The sequence below is a fragment of the Mesosutterella multiformis genome, assembly GCF_003402575.1.
GTDB lineage: Bacteria > Pseudomonadota > Gammaproteobacteria > Burkholderiales > Burkholderiaceae_F > Mesosutterella > Mesosutterella multiformis.
In genome coordinates, this window is record NZ_BGZJ01000001.1 from 1,757,134 (window position 1) to 1,775,205 (window position 18,072).

At 60.1% G+C, this 18,072-nt stretch carries 16 protein-coding genes; 10 read left to right on the plus strand and 6 right to left on the minus strand.

Translation table 11 applies throughout. The features are described from left to right. Positions 1–77: 77 nt before the first annotated feature. The 3 genes from M4NBBH2_RS08005 to M4NBBH2_RS08015 all read right to left on the minus strand — a co-directional run bounded on the left by M4NBBH2_RS08005 (position 78) and on the right by M4NBBH2_RS08015 (position 3,130). Positions 78–971, minus strand: coding sequence for a universal stress protein (locus M4NBBH2_RS08005; protein WP_160117862.1), 894 nt, complete (start codon positions 969–971; stop codon positions 78–80). A 188-nt stretch (positions 972–1,159) separates the two neighbouring features. Further along, complete coding sequence (locus tag M4NBBH2_RS08010) at positions 1,160–2,434, minus strand: Y-family DNA polymerase (protein ID WP_116270436.1); 1,275 nt, start codon at positions 2,432–2,434, stop codon at positions 1,160–1,162. A 42-nt stretch (positions 2,435–2,476) separates the two neighbouring features. Then, a complete protein-coding gene (locus M4NBBH2_RS08015) occupies positions 2,477–3,130 on the minus strand; it encodes a LexA family protein (protein ID WP_022444481.1) in 654 nt (217 codons plus the stop codon). Between the two features lie 627 nt (positions 3,131–3,757). Between M4NBBH2_RS08015 and M4NBBH2_RS08020 the strand changes: the two genes are divergently transcribed. From M4NBBH2_RS08020 to M4NBBH2_RS08045, 6 genes are all read left to right on the plus strand, one after another. Beyond that, positions 3,758–4,957 (plus strand): hypothetical protein, encoded by a 1,200-nt coding sequence (locus tag M4NBBH2_RS08020; RefSeq protein ID WP_116270437.1) that lies wholly within the window; start codon positions 3,758–3,760, stop codon positions 4,955–4,957. Between the two features lie 136 nt (positions 4,958–5,093). After that, positions 5,094–6,272: a M20 metallopeptidase family protein gene (locus M4NBBH2_RS08025; RefSeq protein ID WP_116270438.1), complete on the plus strand. Its 1,179-nt coding sequence runs from the start codon at positions 5,094–5,096 to the stop codon at positions 6,270–6,272. Positions 6,273–6,452: 180 nt separating this feature from the next. Next, a complete protein-coding gene (locus tag M4NBBH2_RS08030) occupies positions 6,453–7,637 on the plus strand; it encodes a M20 metallopeptidase family protein (RefSeq protein ID WP_116270439.1) in 1,185 nt (394 codons plus the stop codon). A 19-nt stretch (positions 7,638–7,656) separates the two neighbouring features. Further along, positions 7,657–8,832 (plus strand): M20 metallopeptidase family protein, encoded by a 1,176-nt coding sequence (locus M4NBBH2_RS08035; protein WP_238691386.1) that lies wholly within the window; start codon positions 7,657–7,659, stop codon positions 8,830–8,832. Positions 8,833–8,852: 20 nt separating this feature from the next. Next, positions 8,853–9,443: a carbonic anhydrase gene (locus tag M4NBBH2_RS08040; RefSeq protein ID WP_200832720.1), complete on the plus strand. Its 591-nt coding sequence runs from the start codon at positions 8,853–8,855 to the stop codon at positions 9,441–9,443. A 79-nt stretch (positions 9,444–9,522) separates the two neighbouring features. Beyond that, positions 9,523–10,797, plus strand: coding sequence for an arsenic transporter (locus tag M4NBBH2_RS08045; RefSeq protein WP_116270440.1), 1,275 nt, complete (start codon positions 9,523–9,525; stop codon positions 10,795–10,797). 72 nt (positions 10,798–10,869) lie between these two features. Here M4NBBH2_RS08045 and M4NBBH2_RS08050 read toward each other — a convergent pair whose 3' ends face one another. From M4NBBH2_RS08050 to M4NBBH2_RS08060, 3 genes are all read right to left on the minus strand, one after another. Then, positions 10,870–12,669, minus strand: coding sequence for a [FeFe] hydrogenase, group A (locus M4NBBH2_RS08050; protein WP_116270441.1), 1,800 nt, complete (start codon positions 12,667–12,669; stop codon positions 10,870–10,872). After that, entirely contained in the window at positions 12,669–14,702 is a 2,034-nt protein-coding gene (locus M4NBBH2_RS08055) for an FAD-dependent oxidoreductase (RefSeq protein ID WP_116270442.1), read from the minus strand. The genes M4NBBH2_RS08050 and M4NBBH2_RS08055 overlap by 1 nt, the downstream gene beginning before the upstream one ends. A gap of 333 nt (positions 14,703–15,035) precedes the next feature. Further along, positions 15,036–15,410 carry a RidA family protein gene (locus tag M4NBBH2_RS08060; protein WP_116270443.1) on the minus strand — a complete coding sequence of 125 codons (375 nt, stop codon included), beginning with the start codon at positions 15,408–15,410 and terminating at the stop codon, positions 15,036–15,038. A 385-nt stretch (positions 15,411–15,795) separates the two neighbouring features. Here M4NBBH2_RS08060 and M4NBBH2_RS08065 point away from each other — a divergent pair, with 385 nt between their 5' ends. From M4NBBH2_RS08065 to M4NBBH2_RS08080, 4 genes are all read left to right on the plus strand, one after another. Beyond that, positions 15,796–16,158: a hypothetical protein gene (locus M4NBBH2_RS08065; protein ID WP_116270444.1), complete on the plus strand. Its 363-nt coding sequence runs from the start codon at positions 15,796–15,798 to the stop codon at positions 16,156–16,158. Between the two features lie 113 nt (positions 16,159–16,271). Continuing rightward, positions 16,272–16,685: a 6-pyruvoyl trahydropterin synthase family protein gene (locus M4NBBH2_RS08070; protein ID WP_116270445.1), complete on the plus strand. Its 414-nt coding sequence runs from the start codon at positions 16,272–16,274 to the stop codon at positions 16,683–16,685. A gap of 28 nt (positions 16,686–16,713) precedes the next feature. Then, positions 16,714–17,394, plus strand: a complete 681-nt coding sequence (locus M4NBBH2_RS08075) for a radical SAM protein (protein ID WP_116270446.1) — start codon at positions 16,714–16,716, stop codon at positions 17,392–17,394. A 152-nt stretch (positions 17,395–17,546) separates the two neighbouring features. Continuing rightward, positions 17,547–17,990, plus strand: a complete 444-nt coding sequence (locus tag M4NBBH2_RS08080; RefSeq protein ID WP_116270447.1) for an IS3 family transposase — start codon at positions 17,547–17,549, stop codon at positions 17,988–17,990. Positions 17,991–18,072 lie beyond the last annotated feature (82 nt).

Genomic DNA, 18,072 nt, shown 5'->3' on the forward strand with positions numbered 1-18,072 from the left:
AACTGAAAGGCCCGGCATCTCTGCCGGGCCATCCCCCATCCGGAAGCCGCCTCAGATGAAGCAGCACCAGAAACTCATCAGCGGATGATCAGAATCGGGCACTCCGCTTCGGCCGCGACACGGGTCGCGACGGAGCCAAGCACCGCGCTCTTGAAGTTCGTGAAGCCGTGAGACCCCATCACCACGAGGTCAAGCTTTTCCTTATTCGCGTAACGCGCGATCGCGTCACCCGGATTCCCAACGAGCCGCACGGCGCGGGGCTGGACCCCGATATCCTGCAGCGCGGGAATCGCGCGGGCCGTGGCGTATTCAAACTCCTGCTGCTCGTACTTCTCCGCGTCTTCCATCGAGACCGTCGGCGCGTCACAGTCGTTCGCCGCGGTCATCAGATCCGCGTAGAAGTCTTCCACCGCGCTCAGCACTTCAAAATCCGCCTTGTTGCCGAAAAGCTCACGGTTCTTGCCGATCCATTCAATGGCCTTCAGGCTGTATTCGGAACCATCGACCGCGATGCCGACGCGAAGCGCGTCCTGGGCGGGAGCGGGTTTCTCACGGACCAGCAGCACCGGGGTATCGCAGCCCGCGAGCACAGCGTTCGTGACAGACCCCATGAAGAGCTTCTTCACGTTGGTCTTACCCTGTGCCCCCATCACGACGAGGTCAGGCTTATAGGCGCCGATCTCTTTCACGATTTCTTCGGCAGGCGCGCCGACCACACATTTCTCTTCGACCTTGATGCCCTTGATGCCAAGCGGCGAGCGGACCATCACAAACGCCTTTTCGGCACCTGCCTTGATCCAGCTGTCATACACATCTGTGTTCCAGATCTCCGTCACCACACGGCCTCGGGGAGCCGCCACATAAAACGCCTCAACCGCGGGCTTCTTCCCGATCATCGACGTACGGGACGCAATAAATTCAGCCGCATAGCGGCTGTAGGAGCTGCCGTCAACAGGGAGCAGTATTCTCATATCCATCTCCTTCCATTCAGTTGGCCGGCGTGCTCATTCTGACTACAGGCACTACCGTCCTGATAATTGTCTTTTTTGCAACCTTTCCTTCACTCTCAAGTATACGCTTGTAAAAATAAGCTGTTAATAATTCGAGGTAAATGTTAGTTTTTATCCTATAAGGGGTAGATCGGCTCTTTAAGGCTTTGTCAGGCGATGCTGAGGAGATCTTCCCATCGCGTCGTGTAGCAGGGAGAGAGCATCCCGCGGCACATCTCCCAGCGGTCTGAGGCGATCGAACTCCCGGTCACGATCGCGGATTTTCCGAATCGTCCCGTCAGGTCGTCCAGCGTCCGCATAAGGCGGCGGCTCCGGTCGTCCTCTTCTTCCGTAAAAAGATCCGGCTGCGGCGAGATCCCGGGCTCAAGCCCTGTCAGCATGACGCCCGCCTTCTTGAAGGCGAAGCCGTCCCGCCACTTCGCGCGGACCACCCGGACCGCGGCGTCGGTGATTTTCAGCGTATCCGCGGTTGCCCGCGGGAACGCCGCCACACCGGCCGCGAAGTACTGGGGAACGTTCGGGTTGAAAATATTTGTCTGAAAAAAGACTTCAACCAGTGAAGCTGCCATTTTCTGGGAGCGCATCTTCCGGGCGGCCTCCGCGGCGTGCGTCGCGACACTCGCCTCGACCGCCGCCCGGTCCGCGACCGGTTCCGCAAAGGACCGCGACCGCATGATCTGCTGCTTCGGGGGCGGCGCGGCTTCAAGCGCGAGGCACGGGTGTCCGAGGAGCTCCTCATGCGTTCTCGCGAGCGTCACGCCAAACTGCTTCCGGACGAGTGAATTCGGAAGCCGCGTGAAGTCATAGGCAGTTCTGACCCCCATCCCGTTAAGCCTCGACCCGATCCGGCGTCCGATTCCCCAGATTTCCTCCACCGGAACGAGCTTCATCGCGCGCTCCTGGCGCGAGGGCGTGAGGCTCTCCCAGTCGAGCACGCCGCCAAGCCCCTTATAGGTCTTCGCGAGATGATTCGCGAGTTTCGTAAGTGTCTTCGTACGGGCGGAACTGACGCAGGTCGGAATCCCGACCCCCCGCAGCACCCGGCTCCGGATCGCAGTGAGAAGCTCCGGGATCTCCTTCTCCACCCCGGTGAGGTCAATAAAACATTCATCAATCGAATACGGCTCAATCGCCGGCACGAGCCGCGACACCGTTTTCATCATGCGGGCGGAGAGATCGCCGTAGAGTTCATAGTTTGATGAAAACGCGACCACTTTCCCCGATCGGATCAGATCCCCGATCTTGAAAGCCGGCGTGCCGTTTTTGATGCCGAGCGCCTTTGCTTCGGCGCTCCGCGTGACCACGCAGCCATCATTATTCGAGAGCACCACGATCGGTGTCTTCAGCAGATCCGGCCGGAATACCCGCTCGCAGCTCGCGTAGAACGAGTTCGCGTCGACCAGCGCAAAACGAGGCTCCAGCATCTTCCGCCCCCTTCCTCACTCCTCTTTTCCCGCGCCGGTCTTTCAGCGGCGCGAGGCCGCGGAGAAGCTCTGGATCACATTCGTCACAACGCCGATGAAGGACCACTCATCGCACTCGCCCGGAATGATCGTCCGGTAGAGACCGCTGCTGTTCTCGGGGTGCAGCTCCATTTTCCCGTCCCGCTTCACAAGACGCTTCACGGTGAAATCCGTGTTGATCCGGGCGATCACAATGTCGCCGTCCCGGGGCTCAAGAAGGCGCGAGACAACGAGAAGACAGCCGGGCGTGATGCCGGCATCCACCATGGAGTCGCCGGTCACGTGAACGACAAACGTGTTCTCGGGGTTCGGTGCGAGAAGGTCATTGAAGTCGAGCGGCTCATGCGCGTAGTCATCTGCCGGGGACGGGAAACCGGCCTGGACGCTTGAAACCTCATACTCAATCTCGGCGTGGGAGAGCTCCGTCTTCATCACCATGGCGCCAGGCGGAAGCTCCGCCGCGCTTTCGACATCAAGCACGTGACGCATCCACATATTGCCGCCCGCTCTCCTGAAGGTCTCTTTCTGAAGCGGTGTCACTGAGACCTGAAGATGCTCCGTGAGCCCCTTCCCCTGACCTTTCTTCCGGCCGGTGCCGGGTCTTCTGCCGCCCCACCCGGAGCGCGGCTTCGCGCCGTCTGCTTTCTTTTCCGCCATTTTCGGAATCCTCTTACTGACGACCGTCCCCGCAGGTTTTTCGACTCCCGGACTGTCATCATGATTAATTCAGTATTTTTTTCAAGATAACTTTACCTCACTTCCCGCCCGGCGGAAAGCGGAGGAGGAGAAAAGCGTCAGAGCTGGCAGCGGGAGAAATGGGAGAAGTTCGAGGCGCGCATCCGGCACGGATGGCAAAAAAAACAGCCTGGGCAGGAAGGAGAGGAATCTGCCCAGGCAATAATGCAACAACCATTGGAGTTACGCTCCTATATTACGGATTTTCTTAAGAAAAAACGATAGATCGCTAGACCCAGCAGGGATCCTCCACCGGTAGTAGATCGTCTTAGGTCTCAGGTCCTAGAGGAAAAGCATTGAAGAACACGGCGGAACACCGCCGCTCCCCAGAGTTTATATTTTCAGGATTTCATATAAAAACAATTTTTTATTATTTTTCATCTGCTTAATATATTTGATACCAAATATACGCTATCCGAAAGTATCTAGGAAAATGTCTCACTTGTTTCACAAATAATATTTTTGAACCTAAGATGAATAAAGTCTATACATTCAGGATGTGACCGGTTTCATAGCCTGCCTGAATCAATTTTTACCAGGACAATAAAAATGTATAACTTTCTCCTTGCCTTTACGGTGTGCGGCGCTGCCGTGATCATCGGCGAGCTGGTGTCTTCCTGGACAAAAGCCTGGGTGCCCTCCGTCTTCGTGACGGCCTGCCTTTTCCTGCTCGGCTACTGGACGGTCCTCCCCCACGACCTCATCAAAGACTCCTACCTCATCCCGTTCGGCGGCACAATCTGCGTGATGGTGATGATTGTTCACCTCGGAACGATTATTTCCATGAAGCGGCTGCTGGAGCAGTGGAAGACCGTGGTGACGTGTCTTCTCGGACTCCTCGGCATGTGCCTTGCTGCCTTCTTTATCTGCCCGTTCTTCATGGACCGGACGCTCGTGATCGCCGGTCTCCCCCCGCTCACGGGCGGCATCGTGGCAGCCACCATGATGCAGAAAGCCGCTATGGAGGCCGGTCTCACGGTTGCCGCGCTTTTCGCGATTTCGATGTACTGCATTCAGGGTTTCGCGGGCTACCCGCTCACCGCTTTCGCGCTGAAGAAGGAAAGCCGCCGGCTTCTTGAAGGCTATCGGAACGGCACTCTGAAGGCGTCAGAAGCGGACCGCGAAGCGATGCAGAACGCGATTGAGCTCGCGGCGGGCGGCGACAACGTGAAGCGCCTTCCGCTTCAGGTGCCGGAGAAGTACAACAGCTCGATCGTAATTCTCACGAAGCTCGGCCTCGTCGCCTGGGTTGCCTCAGTGATCGGCAAGTACACCGGCGTGTCCGGCGCCATCTGGGCCCTGATCCTCGGTGTCATCTTCTGCACGCTCGGGTTCCTTGACCGCGATTCGCTCCACAAGGCGAACTCCTTCAACATCATGATGCTCGGCCTCATCTGCTTCGTTTTTGATGGGCTTAAGGACATGACCCCGGAGCTGCTTTTCGGCATGATCGGCCCGATGATCGGCTTCATTATCGTCGGTGTCGCCGGCATGACGCTCTTTGCCTTCGTCGCGTCGAAGATCCTGCACCGCAGCTTCTTCCTCTGCTTCGCGAACTGCCTCACCGCGCTCTACGGTTTCCCGTTCGATCAGATCATCACGGATAACACCTGCAAGACCGTCGCGAAGACCCGTGAAGAGTACGATTTCCTCATGGGGAAACTCTTCCCCTCGATGATCGTCGGCGGTTTCGTCACGGTGACGATCACCTCTGTCTTCATCGCGGGCATCTTCGTGAAGATGTTCTGATGAAGGCCGCAGCCCTCACTTGATTTTGCTTTGCTCGAGGCCCTCCCGTCAGACCGCGGAGGGCCTTATCACATTGGATTTCTCAGGTTCCGGCGTCACGCGCCGGGCCTCTGTGTCAGTCAGAAAGGAATTGAAAATGGATCTGAAAGCTTTGGCAGAAAAATTCAACCCGTACCAGATCGAGATGCGCCGCTATTTCCACGCGCACCCTGAGCCGAGCACAAAAGAAGTGGAGACCGCGAAGAAGATCCGCGAAGAACTGACCCGAGCCGGGATCGAATGGCGTCCCTGCGGCAAGAACCTGACGACCGGCACGCTGGCCACTATTCACGGCGGGAAGCCCGGCAAGACCTTCCTGCTCCGCGGTGATATCGACGGCCTCTCCGTGAAGGAAAAGACCGGACTCCCCTTCGCGAGCCAGAACGACGGCTTCATGCATGCCTGCGGGCACGACTGCCATATTTCGATGCTTCTCACCGCGGTAATGATCGCGAACAGCATCAGGGACGAAATCCCCGGCACGATCAAGTTCATCTTCCAGCCGGCTGAAGAAGTGGCACTCGGTGCTCTCGACATGATGGCGGACGGTGTTCTGGACGGCGTCGACGGAATGTTTGGCATGCATGTGTGGTCCGAACTCCCCGCGGGACAGGTGTCGCTTGAAGCGGGCGGCCGGATGGCGGCCACCGATCAGTTTGAAATCACGATCACCGGAAAGTCGGGCCACGCGGCACTCCCTCATAAGTGCGTTGACGCCACGCCCTGCATGGCTGCCACCATCATGGATCTGCAGACCGTCGTGAGCCGCCAGGTGAACCCGGTGAGCCCGCTCGTTCTCACGGTCGGCAAGGTCACGTCCGGCACCCGCTGGAACGTGATCTCGGGTTCCGCGAAGATCGAAGGCACGGTGCGGTCGCTTGACTCCGAGTCCCGCGATATGGCGGAAGAGTCTGTCAAGCGGATCGCCGCGAACACCGCGGCTTCCTACCGCTGCACGGCCGAGGTGAAGTACGACCGCCTCTGCGACAACGTCTATAACGATCCGGAAATCACCGCGTTCGGACGCGAAGCCGCGAAGACAATCCTCGGGCCTGACGCTCTTCCCAATACGCCCCCCACAATGGGCGGCGAAGACTTCGGCTTCTACTGCAGCAAGGTGAAGGCCGCGTTCGCGCTCTTCGGTGTCGGAAACGCCGCCTGCAACGCCTGCTATCCGCAGCATTCGGACCACTACACGGTGGACGAGTCAACGCTCGTGAAGGGTGCCCTGCTCTCCGTTCAGACGGCGCTTAATTTCCTGAACGCCAATAAGTAAAGCGGTCATCCTGACCATCTGCCGCTCAGATTTCCTGACCTGAGTGACACAGAACCTCCTCCGGGGCCTCCGCCCCCTGAGGAGGTTTTTTATGAGGTATTGCCGGCCGCCGCCTCATCCGTCCGGTTCCCTCCCGGTTAATATGGATAGAACACAAAAATTCCGAGGGAGGGCATCGAGATGAACTTCAATTCGCTTCGCGACGCGTATCGCGAGGAAGTGATCAGGACGCGCCGCGCTTTCCACGCGGCCCCTGAGCTCAGCGGGCACGAGTGGAACACGGCTGAACGGATCCGCGCCATTCTCACCGGCGCCGGCATCCCCTGGGAACCCTGCGGCAAGGAGCTTCCGGGGACTCTTGTCACGATCGACGGGGTCGGGGCCGGAAAGACCATTCTTCTCCGCGCGGATATCGACGCGCTCCCGATTGAGGAAAAGAATGATGTTCCCTATAAGAGCGGCACGAAGGGCGTCATGCATGCCTGCGGGCACGACTGTCACATCGCGATGCTGCTCGCCGCCGCGAAAATTCTCTATGAACACCGGACCGTATTCCCGGGCCGCGTGAAATGCATCTTCCAGCCGGCTGAGGAAAACTCCCGGGGCGCGCTCGACATGATCGCGGGCGGGGTGCTGGAAGGCGTCGACGCGGCGTTCGGGATTCACGTCGCCTCCTCGGTCCCCTCCGGAAAGGTCTCTCTTCGCAGCGGTCCCTCCACCGCCGCGACCGATTTCTTCAGAATCACGCTTCATGGCAGAAGCGGTCACGCCGCGCGGCCTAACGAATGCATCGATGTCGCGCCCGCGATCGCGGCCCTCATTCTTGAACTTCAGACCATCAGGAGCCGGGAAGCGAATCCGCTTTCCACTCTCGTTCTCACGATCGGCACCATTCATTCAGGCTCCCGCTGGAACGTGATTTCCGGCGAAGCCTCGATCGAAGGCACAGTCCGGAGCTACGACCCCGCGGTCCGGGATCTCGCGGAAACGTCCCTCAGGCGGATTTCAGAGGATGTCGCGGCCGCCTATGGGTGTACGGCTGATGTGACTTACGACCGGCTCTGCGACGCGCTGGTGAATGATGAGGCGATGACCGGCATCGCCCGCGAGGCGTCCGAAGCTGTGCTCGGCGCCGGAAGCACCGTGATCAACCCGCCTGGCACCGGAGGCGAGGATTTCAGCTTCTACGCGAACCTCGTGCCGTCATCTTTCGCGCACCTCGGTGTCCGGAATGCGGCCTGCGGCGCTGATAAACCGCAGCATTCGGACTGTTACATGGTGGATGAGAACGCGCTTGTCGATGGAGCCCTGATTCACGTAGCCACCGCGCTTCGCTTCCTCACCGGGTCCACTGGACAGAATTAGCTTAAGGGACGACACAAATATGCTGGATATTGAAAAGCTGAAAACCGAGTACGAACCGTACGTGATCCGCATGCGGCGCTACTTTCACGCGCATCCTGAGCTGAGCGGAAAAGAACTGAAGACCTCCGCCGCGATCCGCGCGGAGCTCGACGCTGACGGAATCGAGTGGCGGAGCTGCGGAAAGAGCCTCCCCCAGGGGACGCTTGGCACGATCAAGGGCGATCTGCCCGGAAAAACGATCCTCCTCCGGTCCGATATCGACGCGCTCCCGATCACGGAGGCGACGGGACTTCCCTTCGCGAGCGAGAACCCGGGCGTCATGCACGCCTGCGGGCACGATAACCACATCGCGATGCTGCTCACCGCGGCGAAGATCCTCGCCGCGAACCGGCATGAGCTCCGGGGCACGGTGAAGGTCCTCTTCCAGCCTTCCGAGGAGGTCGGAATCGGCGCTCTCGACATGATTGAGGACGGAGCGCTCGAAGGCGTTGACGCGGCGTTCGGCATGCACGTGTGGCCTGAACTCGCGTCCGGCCGCGTATCACTGGAGCCCGGTCCCCGCATGGCGTCCACGGATCGCTTCCGTATTGATATCCAAGGGAAAGGAGGGCACGCCGCGGCGCCTCACCTCTGCGTCGACGCGACACCGGCCGCCGCGTTCCTCGCCGTGAATCTTCAGACGCTCGTCTCCCGGTCGATCAGCCCGGCCTCCTCCGCTGTGCTCACGATCGGAAGCCTCCACTCAGGCTCCCGCTGGAACGTCACCTCGGGCAGCGCCTACCTTGAAGGCACCGTGCGGTGCTTTGAAGAGGAAACGCGGAAGACAATCCGCGAAGGCATGAAGCGGATGGCGGACCGTGTCGCCGCGGCTCATGGCTGCACCGCGGAAACCACGTATACCTGGCTCTCGGACGCCGTCATTAATGACCCGGCCATCACGGCGGTCGCGGCGGGAGCCGCAGCCGAAGTGCTCGGACCAGACGGACTCGCCTCTGTCCCCCCGACACTGGTCGGTGAGGATTTCGCGGTCATCATGCATCGGGTCCCGTCCGCCTTCGGATTCTTCGGTATCCGGAATGAGGCCGTGAAAGCCGCTTTCCCGCTTCACACCGATCGCTGCACGTCAGACGAATCCGGTCTGATCGGCGGGGCATTGATTTTCGTGAAAACCGCGTATAACTTTCTTAATCGGTAAACGTTTAAGAGAGGCGGAATATGGGTGCCATGAATGGATATAACACCGGGCTTCGGGCCCGCGAGGCTCTCGAGCGTCTGAAGCTCGGAAACGCCGCCTATGTGAACGGGCAGCATTTCGGGGATCTTTCAGACGCCCGAAGGCTCGACACCGCGGAGCATGGCCAGAACCCCTACGCGGTTGTCGTCTGCTGCTCAGACTCCCGCTCGATCCCCGAAGTCGCCTTTTCCTGCGGAATCGGCGATATCTTCGTGATCCGGGTCGCCGGGAACGTGATCGATAACCATCAGCTCGGGTCTATCGAATACGCCGCCTCCCACCTCGGAATCCGCCTCATCGTGGTGCTCGGCCACACGCACTGCGGCGCAGTGGGAGCCGCGATCCACCACGCACCCGAGGGGTACGTGAAGACGATCACGGATGAAGTGCTGAAAGCGATCGGGGACGAAAAGGACGAGTACAAGGCCGCCTGCCTCAACGCCGAGGGCAGCGTGAAACGGATTGAGACGTCGCTTGAGATTCAGCGGGAAGAGTCTGAGCACGGGCTCGCCGTCCTCCCCGCGATCCTCGATATTGAGACCGGCAAAGTCAGATTCCTCCGGGAACTCTAAAATTCACCTCCTGTCCCGCGAACCCCGATCCATCCGGACCGGGGTTTCGGTTTTTTCCGCCTGAATTCCCTCTTTCTTCATGACCGCTGTCCTTATCTTCATCGCAACACTCCTCCTCGTGATCACACAGCCCCGGGGCCTTGGGATCGGCTGGAGCGCGGCAGCCGGCGCCATCGCGTCTCTCCTTCTCGGAACCGTGACGCTCTCAGATATCCCGACCGTCTGGTCCATTGTCTGGAACGCTTCCGGAACGCTCATCGGGCTCATCATTATCACGCTTGTGCTTGATGAGGCGGGGTTCTTCCGGTGGTGCGCGCTGAAGGTCGCTCGGGCTTCAGGGGGAAGCGGCGCGAAGCTTTTCACTCTCATTATTCTGCTCGGCGCTGTCATGTCCGCGTTTCTCGCGAATGACGGCGCGGTGCTGATTCTCACCCCCGTGGTGCTCGCGCTTCTCACGCCGCTCGGTGTTTCAAAAGCGCAGCAGCTCGCCTTTGTAATGGCAGCGGGTTTCATCGTGGATACCGCGAGTCTCCCGCTCGTGAGCTCAAATCTCGTCAACATTATTTCGGCGGACTTCTTCCGCTTCACGTTCACGGATTACGCCCTCGTGATGATCCCGGTCGATATCGCGTCCGTTGCCGCGAGTCTCGCGGTGCTCTGGATCGTCTTCCGGCGAAGCGTCCCGAAGCGGGTTGATCTCTCAAGGCTCCCCGCTCCGGACTCCGTGATCCGGGATTCCCTTCTCTTCCGCGCGGGATGGGTGGTGCTCACGCTTCAGCTCGTCTTCTGCTTCGCGTCATCCTTCCTCCGGATTCCGATCTCAGCCGTGACGCTCGCGTCCGCCGCCATCCTTCTCCTCCTCTCACGGAAGAACCGCGTGGTGCCCGCTGGGAAAGTACTGAAAGACGCTCCCTGGTCGATCGTGATCTTTTCGCTCGGCATGTATCTCGTGGTGTACGGGCTGCAGAATGACGGCGCGACCTCTCTCCTCTCCTCCGCGCTCAGCCGGATCGGCGACTCGGGGACCGGCGCCGCGGCGTTCGGCGCGGGCTTCATCGCGGCCGCGCTTTCAAGCGTCATGAATAACCTCCCCTCCACCATGATCGGCGCGCTCTCGATCGACGCGGCATCCGTTTCTGACGCGGTCCGGACCGCGATGGCGTACGCGAATGTGATCGGATGCGACCTCGGACCGAAAATCACCCCGATCGGGAGCCTGGCCACGCTGCTCTGGCTCTCGCTTCTCTCGCATAAGGGGATCCGTGTCACCTGGGGCTACTACTTCAGGCTCGGCCTCATTCTCACGATCCCGGTGCTCGCGGCGTCGCTTGCCGCTCTCGCGCTCGTGATCTGACGGCAAAGAAACCGGAAGAACGGGGGCCTTGCCGCCCCGCTCCTTCCGGCCTTCAGACCCTGTCACTCCGGATCAGCCAAGCTTCACGAGTTTCCAGATCTGGGAGATCGTCTCAGGATCCGGAGCCTTTGCCCGGTCCGTAAAGTACGTGTGAAGCAGGTGATGCGCGAGTTCGCTGTTCGGTTTCCCGAGGAACTCGTCATAAAGCCTGATCACATCCGGATTCGCGTGACTCTGACGGTAAACGCGGGCGCGGTCGATCTGATACACGGTCTTCGCGCGGGCCGCGGCGTGTGAGAGGTACGAATTCTTGATTCGCGCCGTGCCGCCGCCATCGATACAGCCGCCCGGGCAGGCCATCACTTCGATGAACTGGTAATCCGCCTTTCCGGACTTCACGCGCTGGATCAGCTCCTCGGCGTTCCGAAGGCCGTTCGCGACCGCGATCTTCACGCTGCCGCCAGGCCCGAGATCAACCGTCGCTTCCTTGATCCCTTCCATGCCGCGGACCGGAAGATACTCAATCCCATCGAGATTCTTTCCCGTCACCACGTGATGCACCGTGCGGAGCGCGGCTTCCATCACGCCGCCCGTCACGCCGAAAATCATGCCGGCACCGGTATTCTCCGCCATGAAGGGCGAATCGTATTTCGAGGGTTCGAGCGTCGGAAGGCTGATGCCGTAGCGGCGGAGAATGCGCGCGAATTCCCGGATCGTGATCACGAGATCCGTGTCCGGCATGCCGTTACGCGCGAGCTGCGGTCTCGCCGCTTCCTCTTTCTTTGCCGTGCAGGGCATGATCGAAATAAAGCGGAGCTTCTTCGGATCGATATTGTGGGTCTTCGCGAACCACGTCTTCGCGAGCGCCCCGAAAATCCCCTGCGGCGAGCGGGTCGTGGAGAGGTTCCCCATCATCTCGGGGTGATGCTTTTCCACGTAGGTCACCCAGCCCGGGCAGCAGCTTGTCATCATCGGGAGAGTCCCGCCCGTACGGAGGCGGCTGAGGAACTCGTTCCCCTCCTCCATGATCGTGACATCCGCGCCCCAGTTCACGTCGCAGACAAAATCAGCCCCAAGCATCTTGATCGCGGTGATCAGCTGCCCCTCGGTGTTCTTTCCAGGCTCAAGCCCGAATTCATCACCGATCGTCACACGGGCGGACGGCGCGAAGGCGACGATCGTTTTGATATCCGGATCGTCAAACCAGTCGATCGCGGTGTCGCACTGATCCTTTTCGCCAAGCGCCCCCGTGGGGCAGACAAGCGTGCACTGGCCGCACTCAACGCAGCCCGGGGAATCGATCCAGCGGTCCGCGCCGACGATCCCGACGCCGCGCTTCGTCCCGATGTCATCGAGCGTCAGAGCGCTGATTCCCTGCACCTTGCGGCAGACCTCTACGCAGCGCCCGCAGCGGATGCACTTATTCACGTCGCGCAGCAGACCGTGCGCGCTCGTATCCACCGGGCGCTTCGCGATGAAGCGGCCGTTGCAGCTGTTATTCTGCAGCCCCACGTAAAGCGCCACGTCCTGCAGTTCGCAGTTGCCGTGACGGACGCAGGACGCGCAGTCCTGATCGTGGTCTGAGAAGATCCACGCGGCCTGCTGACGCTGACGGTGACGGACTTCAGGCGTATGCGTGAAAACCGCCATGCCTTCGAGCATCGGCGTCGTGCAGCTGGTCACGAGCTCCCGCTTCCCGGGCGTTTCCTTCCGCTCAATTTCCGTAATGCACATGCGGCAGGTGCCGGGCGTGTGATCCAGCGGCAGCAGCGCGCAGAGCGTCGGAATGAAAATCCCTAGGCGCTTCGCGACCTGCAGAATCGTTTCCCCTTCCTCAAACGTGACGGGGCGGTTATTGATCCAGGCGTTCATCAGTTCGTCCCCCTCGCGGATGCGGTCAGGTTTTCGGTGTCAGGGCTGCGATGCAGCGCTTCGTTCCCGGGAATCGGGCGCGGTGTCGCGACGGCCATCATGCGGTAGCAGCGCATGCAGCGGTCCGCTTCGTAGCGCGCGACGTCATCCGAAAACGTCTGATCCACCTCACGGAAATTGCATTCACGGGATTCCACAGGAATCGTCGGAACGCGGTGGCGGGGCATCTTTTCCATCGGGACCGTCGGGCCGCCGTCTTCAAGAAGCTCACAGTCGCGGATGATTTCTCCCATCCGGGAGCGGGGCGTAAAGCCGACTGAACCGCGGGAGAGGTATTCGTCAATCGAATTCGCGGCCTGCTGACCCTGCGCGAGACCGCCGATCAGCGTAGTCGGTCCTGTCGCGCAGTCGCCGCCCGCGAAAACGCCGGGCCGCGTCGTGGCAAGCGCCGGATTCACGCTGATGTTGCCATAGCGGTCCAGAATCACGCCGTCCGCGTCTGAAAACACGTCACGCTCAAGTTTCTGCCCGATCGCGGCGATCACCATGGCGCACGGCACATCGAATTCGCTTCCTTCCACCGCGCGGACCGCGGGGCGGCCCCGGGAATCCGTGCCGCGGATTTCCATCTTCGTGAGTTTCACGCCGGTGACGTGCCCGTTTTCAGAGAGAATGCCAACGGGGTTCGTGAGGAAGTGGAATTCCACGCCTTCATCCCGCGCGGCCTCGATTTCCTCGCGGTCAGCGGAGGCCTGGGCCTCGGTGCGGCGGTAAACGATATGCACTTTCCCGGTCGCGATACGCCCCGCCGTGCGGCAGCAGTCCATCGCGACATTTCCGCAGCCCACCACAACGACGTCCCCATGAATCTGGGGCGGAAGGCCGTCCGCGACCGATTTCTCGATTTCAAGAAGGAAGTCGATGCCGTTCTGATAGCCCGCGAGCGACCGGTCCTCAGCGGGAAGCCCGAGGTACGCGCCTTCCGCGCAGCCGATTCCGAGGAACACGGCGCCGTACCCGTCGTCAAAGAGACTCGACACGGTGAAGTCTCGCCCGAGCCGCTGCCCGAAGTGCCACTCACCGCCAAGCTCTCCGATCGCGTCCGTTTCTTTCTGAAGCAGCCCCTTCGGGAGCCGGTACGGAGGAATGCCGCGGAGCGCCATGCCGCCCGCCTTCTCGTCCTTATCGAAGATATCAACCGGGTAGCCCTTCATGAGAAGGTGATACGCGCAGTTAAGACCCGCGGGACCCGCGCCGACCACGGCCACCCGGGCCTTTGAATAGTCGATCACCGGATCCATGCCGTGGAAGAGGTCTGAGATCGCCGCTCCGGCGTTATCCGACACGTAGCGCTTGATATCCTTGATCGCGACGGAACGGTCAACATAATTCCGGCGGCACGCCGCTTCGCAGGGGCGTACGCACACGCGGCCGCAGGTGGCGACAAGCGGATAGTGATGCAGGAGCACACCGGCCGCGAGGTCCGGATGTCCGTCCTTCACGTAGTCGATATAGCGGGGAATATTCACGTGCGAAGGACAGGCTTCGATGCACTTCGCCGTGATTGTCATATACATATCGCCTTTCAGCGGCGCCGCGGTGCTGATCAGACGGTCTCTGAAGTATTTCAGCGCCCCGATCATCGCTTCCGGAGTCGTGCGGCCGATGCCGCAGAGACTCGTGTACTTCATCTGCTCGGCGGAGTCGAGCATATGGTCCCAGTCAACCGTATCGCCCCGGCCTTCCACCGCGTCGCGGAGGCACTCCGCGAGCAGAATTGACCCGGTGCGGCAGGGCGTACAGGCGCCGCACGAATTCTCACGCGCGAGCGCGTAGTAGCGAAGCAGCACACCCGCGAGCGACACATTGGGGTCGAAGACGAGGAAGCCGAAATTACAGACCACCGCGTCCACCGGGTTCCCCGGGTTAAAGGTCTCGATCTTATCGAGCGGCAGATCGAGGGGCGCGGCGCGTCCCCCTTCCGTGTTGTCGTACTTAACGCCTTTCCAGACGCCGTATAGGATCTTTCGCATAGGTTCTCTTTAAGTCGGAGGGCTCGCTGCGGGATCTCGCGCCCCGGCATCAGCCTTCCTTTCCGCGGCAGACATAGGAAGTTCCCTCCCCGGTCCGTCTGCCGTGCGTGCGTCTCCTCTTTGGCACGAATTGCTGGTTTTCCAGTCTGCTTCTTGCTTCGGGCGGTACCCGGAGTCCTCACGGGGGAAAATTCAAAGTTTTCTCCCCGCCGGCTCTTCTTTTATCCGCCGTCTGACTTCACCATCATAGTAAGAAGCCCGCGTTTTTTGACCCGGCTTTGGCAGTACCCGGAAGTACTCCGAAAGCAGTGCCGGGAAAGCATATCCTCAGAGTCAGAGTTCCGCCACTGCCTCGATTTCAACGAGGCACCCAAAGTGGAGCTCCGGCACCGTCACCACGATCCGGGCCGGGCGATGATCGCCGAAATACGCGGCGTACTCCTCGTTCACCGGGCCCCAGTATTCCCCCTTCGTGGTATAGACGCGGCACTGCACCACTTTCGTGCGGTCGCTTCCGGCAGCCTTCAGCACGCGGTCGACGTTCTCAAGCGCCTGCCTCGCGTGTGCCCGGATGTCGTCCTTGCAGACTTCGCGTGTATCCGGATCAAGCGACAGCTGCCCGGACACATAGACCATGCCGTTTGAGATAACACCTGGCGCGTAGTGGCCTGAATTCACCCCGTTGAAATGAGGATCCACGATTTTCATTCTGACGCTCCTAATTCTTTTTAATTATGTCCAACGGGTATGGATTGTAATGATTAAGGAGAAGATGATCGAGCTTTCGCGGCAGGAATCTGACTCGGAGTTTCCCGGGAAATGGCTTTCCCTCACTCTGAAACCCGGAGCCTGAACATGGGATCCCGGTGTCATCCAAAAAGCCTAGAATTTCCCGTTCGGGTTTCGCGCCGCGGCTTTCTCCCGTCCGTTATGTTCCGCAGACAAGAGGGAACCGCGGTCTGGCACCGAAAATATTTGAAACAGTTGGAAAAACAGGAATTCAGACGGCTTTTTCACCATCTGTTAAAGTGCAGCATTGAATTTTTCGTTTTTTAATTTTTATCAGGGATCCTCTAACCTCAGATTCTTCATCATGCGATACGCTATTTTCGCGGCCGCCGCTGCCGCACTTCTCACGATTTCCCTCGGGGCCTCTGCGGCGCCCGGAGTCTCAGTCCTCGAAGTGTCGAAGCCTGTCGGGCTCTCATACCTGATCGGAGAAGCGAAGAATCTGGAAATCGTGAAGGTAGAAGGCCGGATCGTGAAGCAGCTGGAAAAGAACCGCTACCTACTCACTGATCGCTCGGGGCACGCGGTTGAAGTCGTGCTGGACCCGAAATTCGGGCTCCCGAAGGTCGGGGCACTCTGCCAGCTTTTCGCCCGGGTGCATAAGGGCGATAACGGCGTGGTGCTTCACGCCTGGTCACCCAAGGTGCTTGCGGATAACGCCGGCTGACCGTCCTTCCGGGTCCTTCGCCTCATTCGCAAAAGCGGCCCCCTTATAATGAGGGTCGCTTTTTTGTTTTTACTTTTTCTCCATTCAGGAATTCCATTCCCACTGTTGCCGCCATGTTTACCGTTACGCGTTACCACGACATCTCCTGCGGCCATCGGGTGTGCGGGCACGAAAACAAGTGCTCCCACCTCCATGGCCATAACTACCGCATCACGTTCTGCTGCGCGGGAGAACTGGATTCGCTCGGGCGCGTGATCGACTTCTCGGTCATCAAGGAGAAGCTCTGCGTGTGGCTGGAGGAGCATTTTGACCACCGGTTCCTCATCTGGACCGAGGATCCGCTCGCGGATGCCCTCCTTTCGCTTGACCCGAAGGTGGTTCAGGTGCCGTTTAATCCGACCGCGGAAAATATCGCCGAGTATCTCGTCACTGTGGTGGGCCCTGAGCAGCTCCGCGGCACGGGTGTCAAGCTGATCCGCTGCGACGTGGAAGAAACGCGGAAGTGCACCGCGACCTTTACGCTTTGATCCGGGAAAGATAGGAACTGCTGCCAGAATGGAAGAAATCCGTTATTCCATCAACGAAATATTCGCGTCGGTCCAGGGTGAAGGGCTGCTCGCCGGAACGCCCGCGGTTTTTGTGCGGCTTCAGGGCTGCCCCGTGCACTGCCCGTGGTGCGACACCAAGTATTCCTGGAAAGAGGATGGCTCCGGAACCGCGAAGATTCCCCTTTCCGAAGTTCTCGTGAAAGACAGCCGTCCGAGATCCGCGGACGCGACCCTGGATGAACTCGTGAATCTCATTCTGGAACGCTGGCCCCGGATCCCGCTCGTCGTCATCACAGGGGGAGAACCCGCTGAGCAGCCGATCCGGCCGCTTACCGAGCGCCTGATCGCAGCCGGAAAACGCGTGTCGCTTGAAACCTCCGGGTTCCTTGAAATCGATGTGGCGCCAGAGACTTTCGTCACGGTGTCCCCGAAGATCACGGTCCCGGGCGGCCGGGTGCTCGACTCGGCGCTCGAGCGCGCGGACGAAGTGAAGATGGTGATCGGGGATGAATCAGACCTCGCGGCGCTTGACGCGATCACGGATAAGATCCCCGAGTCGACCCCGATTTCCCTTCAGCCGCTTTCCATGGAAGAATCCGCGGCGTCACTCTGCTTCCGGACCGCGGTGGAGCGCGGCGGCCGCTACCGCGTCTCGGTTCAGCTCCATAAGGTGCTCCGCGTTCGCTGAAACACGGTATCAGAGGGAGTAGTTCCCCTCCCTCACCGGTGTTTCCCCTCCCCCCTTTTGACGCGAATTTGAAATCAGCGCATTACTCTCCTGAGAGATTTTTTTAACTACGGCGAAGACCCTGTTTTCTTCGCCTTTTCTCTCAGGATGTCATGACGACACTCAACGAAACCCGCACGGGCTCCGCACTTACGGACGACGAAATCCGTGCGAAGTATGAAGCGCCTTTCCGGCACGGCGCGGGATTAGCTGACAGCCGGGCAAAACGCCTGGCCGCGGCCCACTTCATTGAATCGCTCCGGGAGGATGGCATCCCGATCAGCCGGGCCTGCCGCATTTTCGGAATGCCGCGAAGCTCCTTCTACTACCGGAAGGAAAACGCGCTCGTGTCCGTCAGGAAGCGCCTTGAGTCGAATCTTGAACTCGCGCAGCGGATCCGGGCGGCTCAGGAAGCGGCCGGGTGGACACTCGGGAGCCGCCGCGTGGCCGAAGCCCTGAAGCATGACGGTTACCCGAGAAAGCCTGGTCACAACCAGGTCGCGGAAGTCATGCGGTCCGCGGGGCTCGGTCCCCGGAAGCCGAAAGAGAAAGCCTGAACAGAATTCTTCTCTCCGGAAGAAACTGAGCGCCGCGGCGAGTCCCCCCGTCCGCGGCGCTCATTTTATCTTCCGGCCGCCT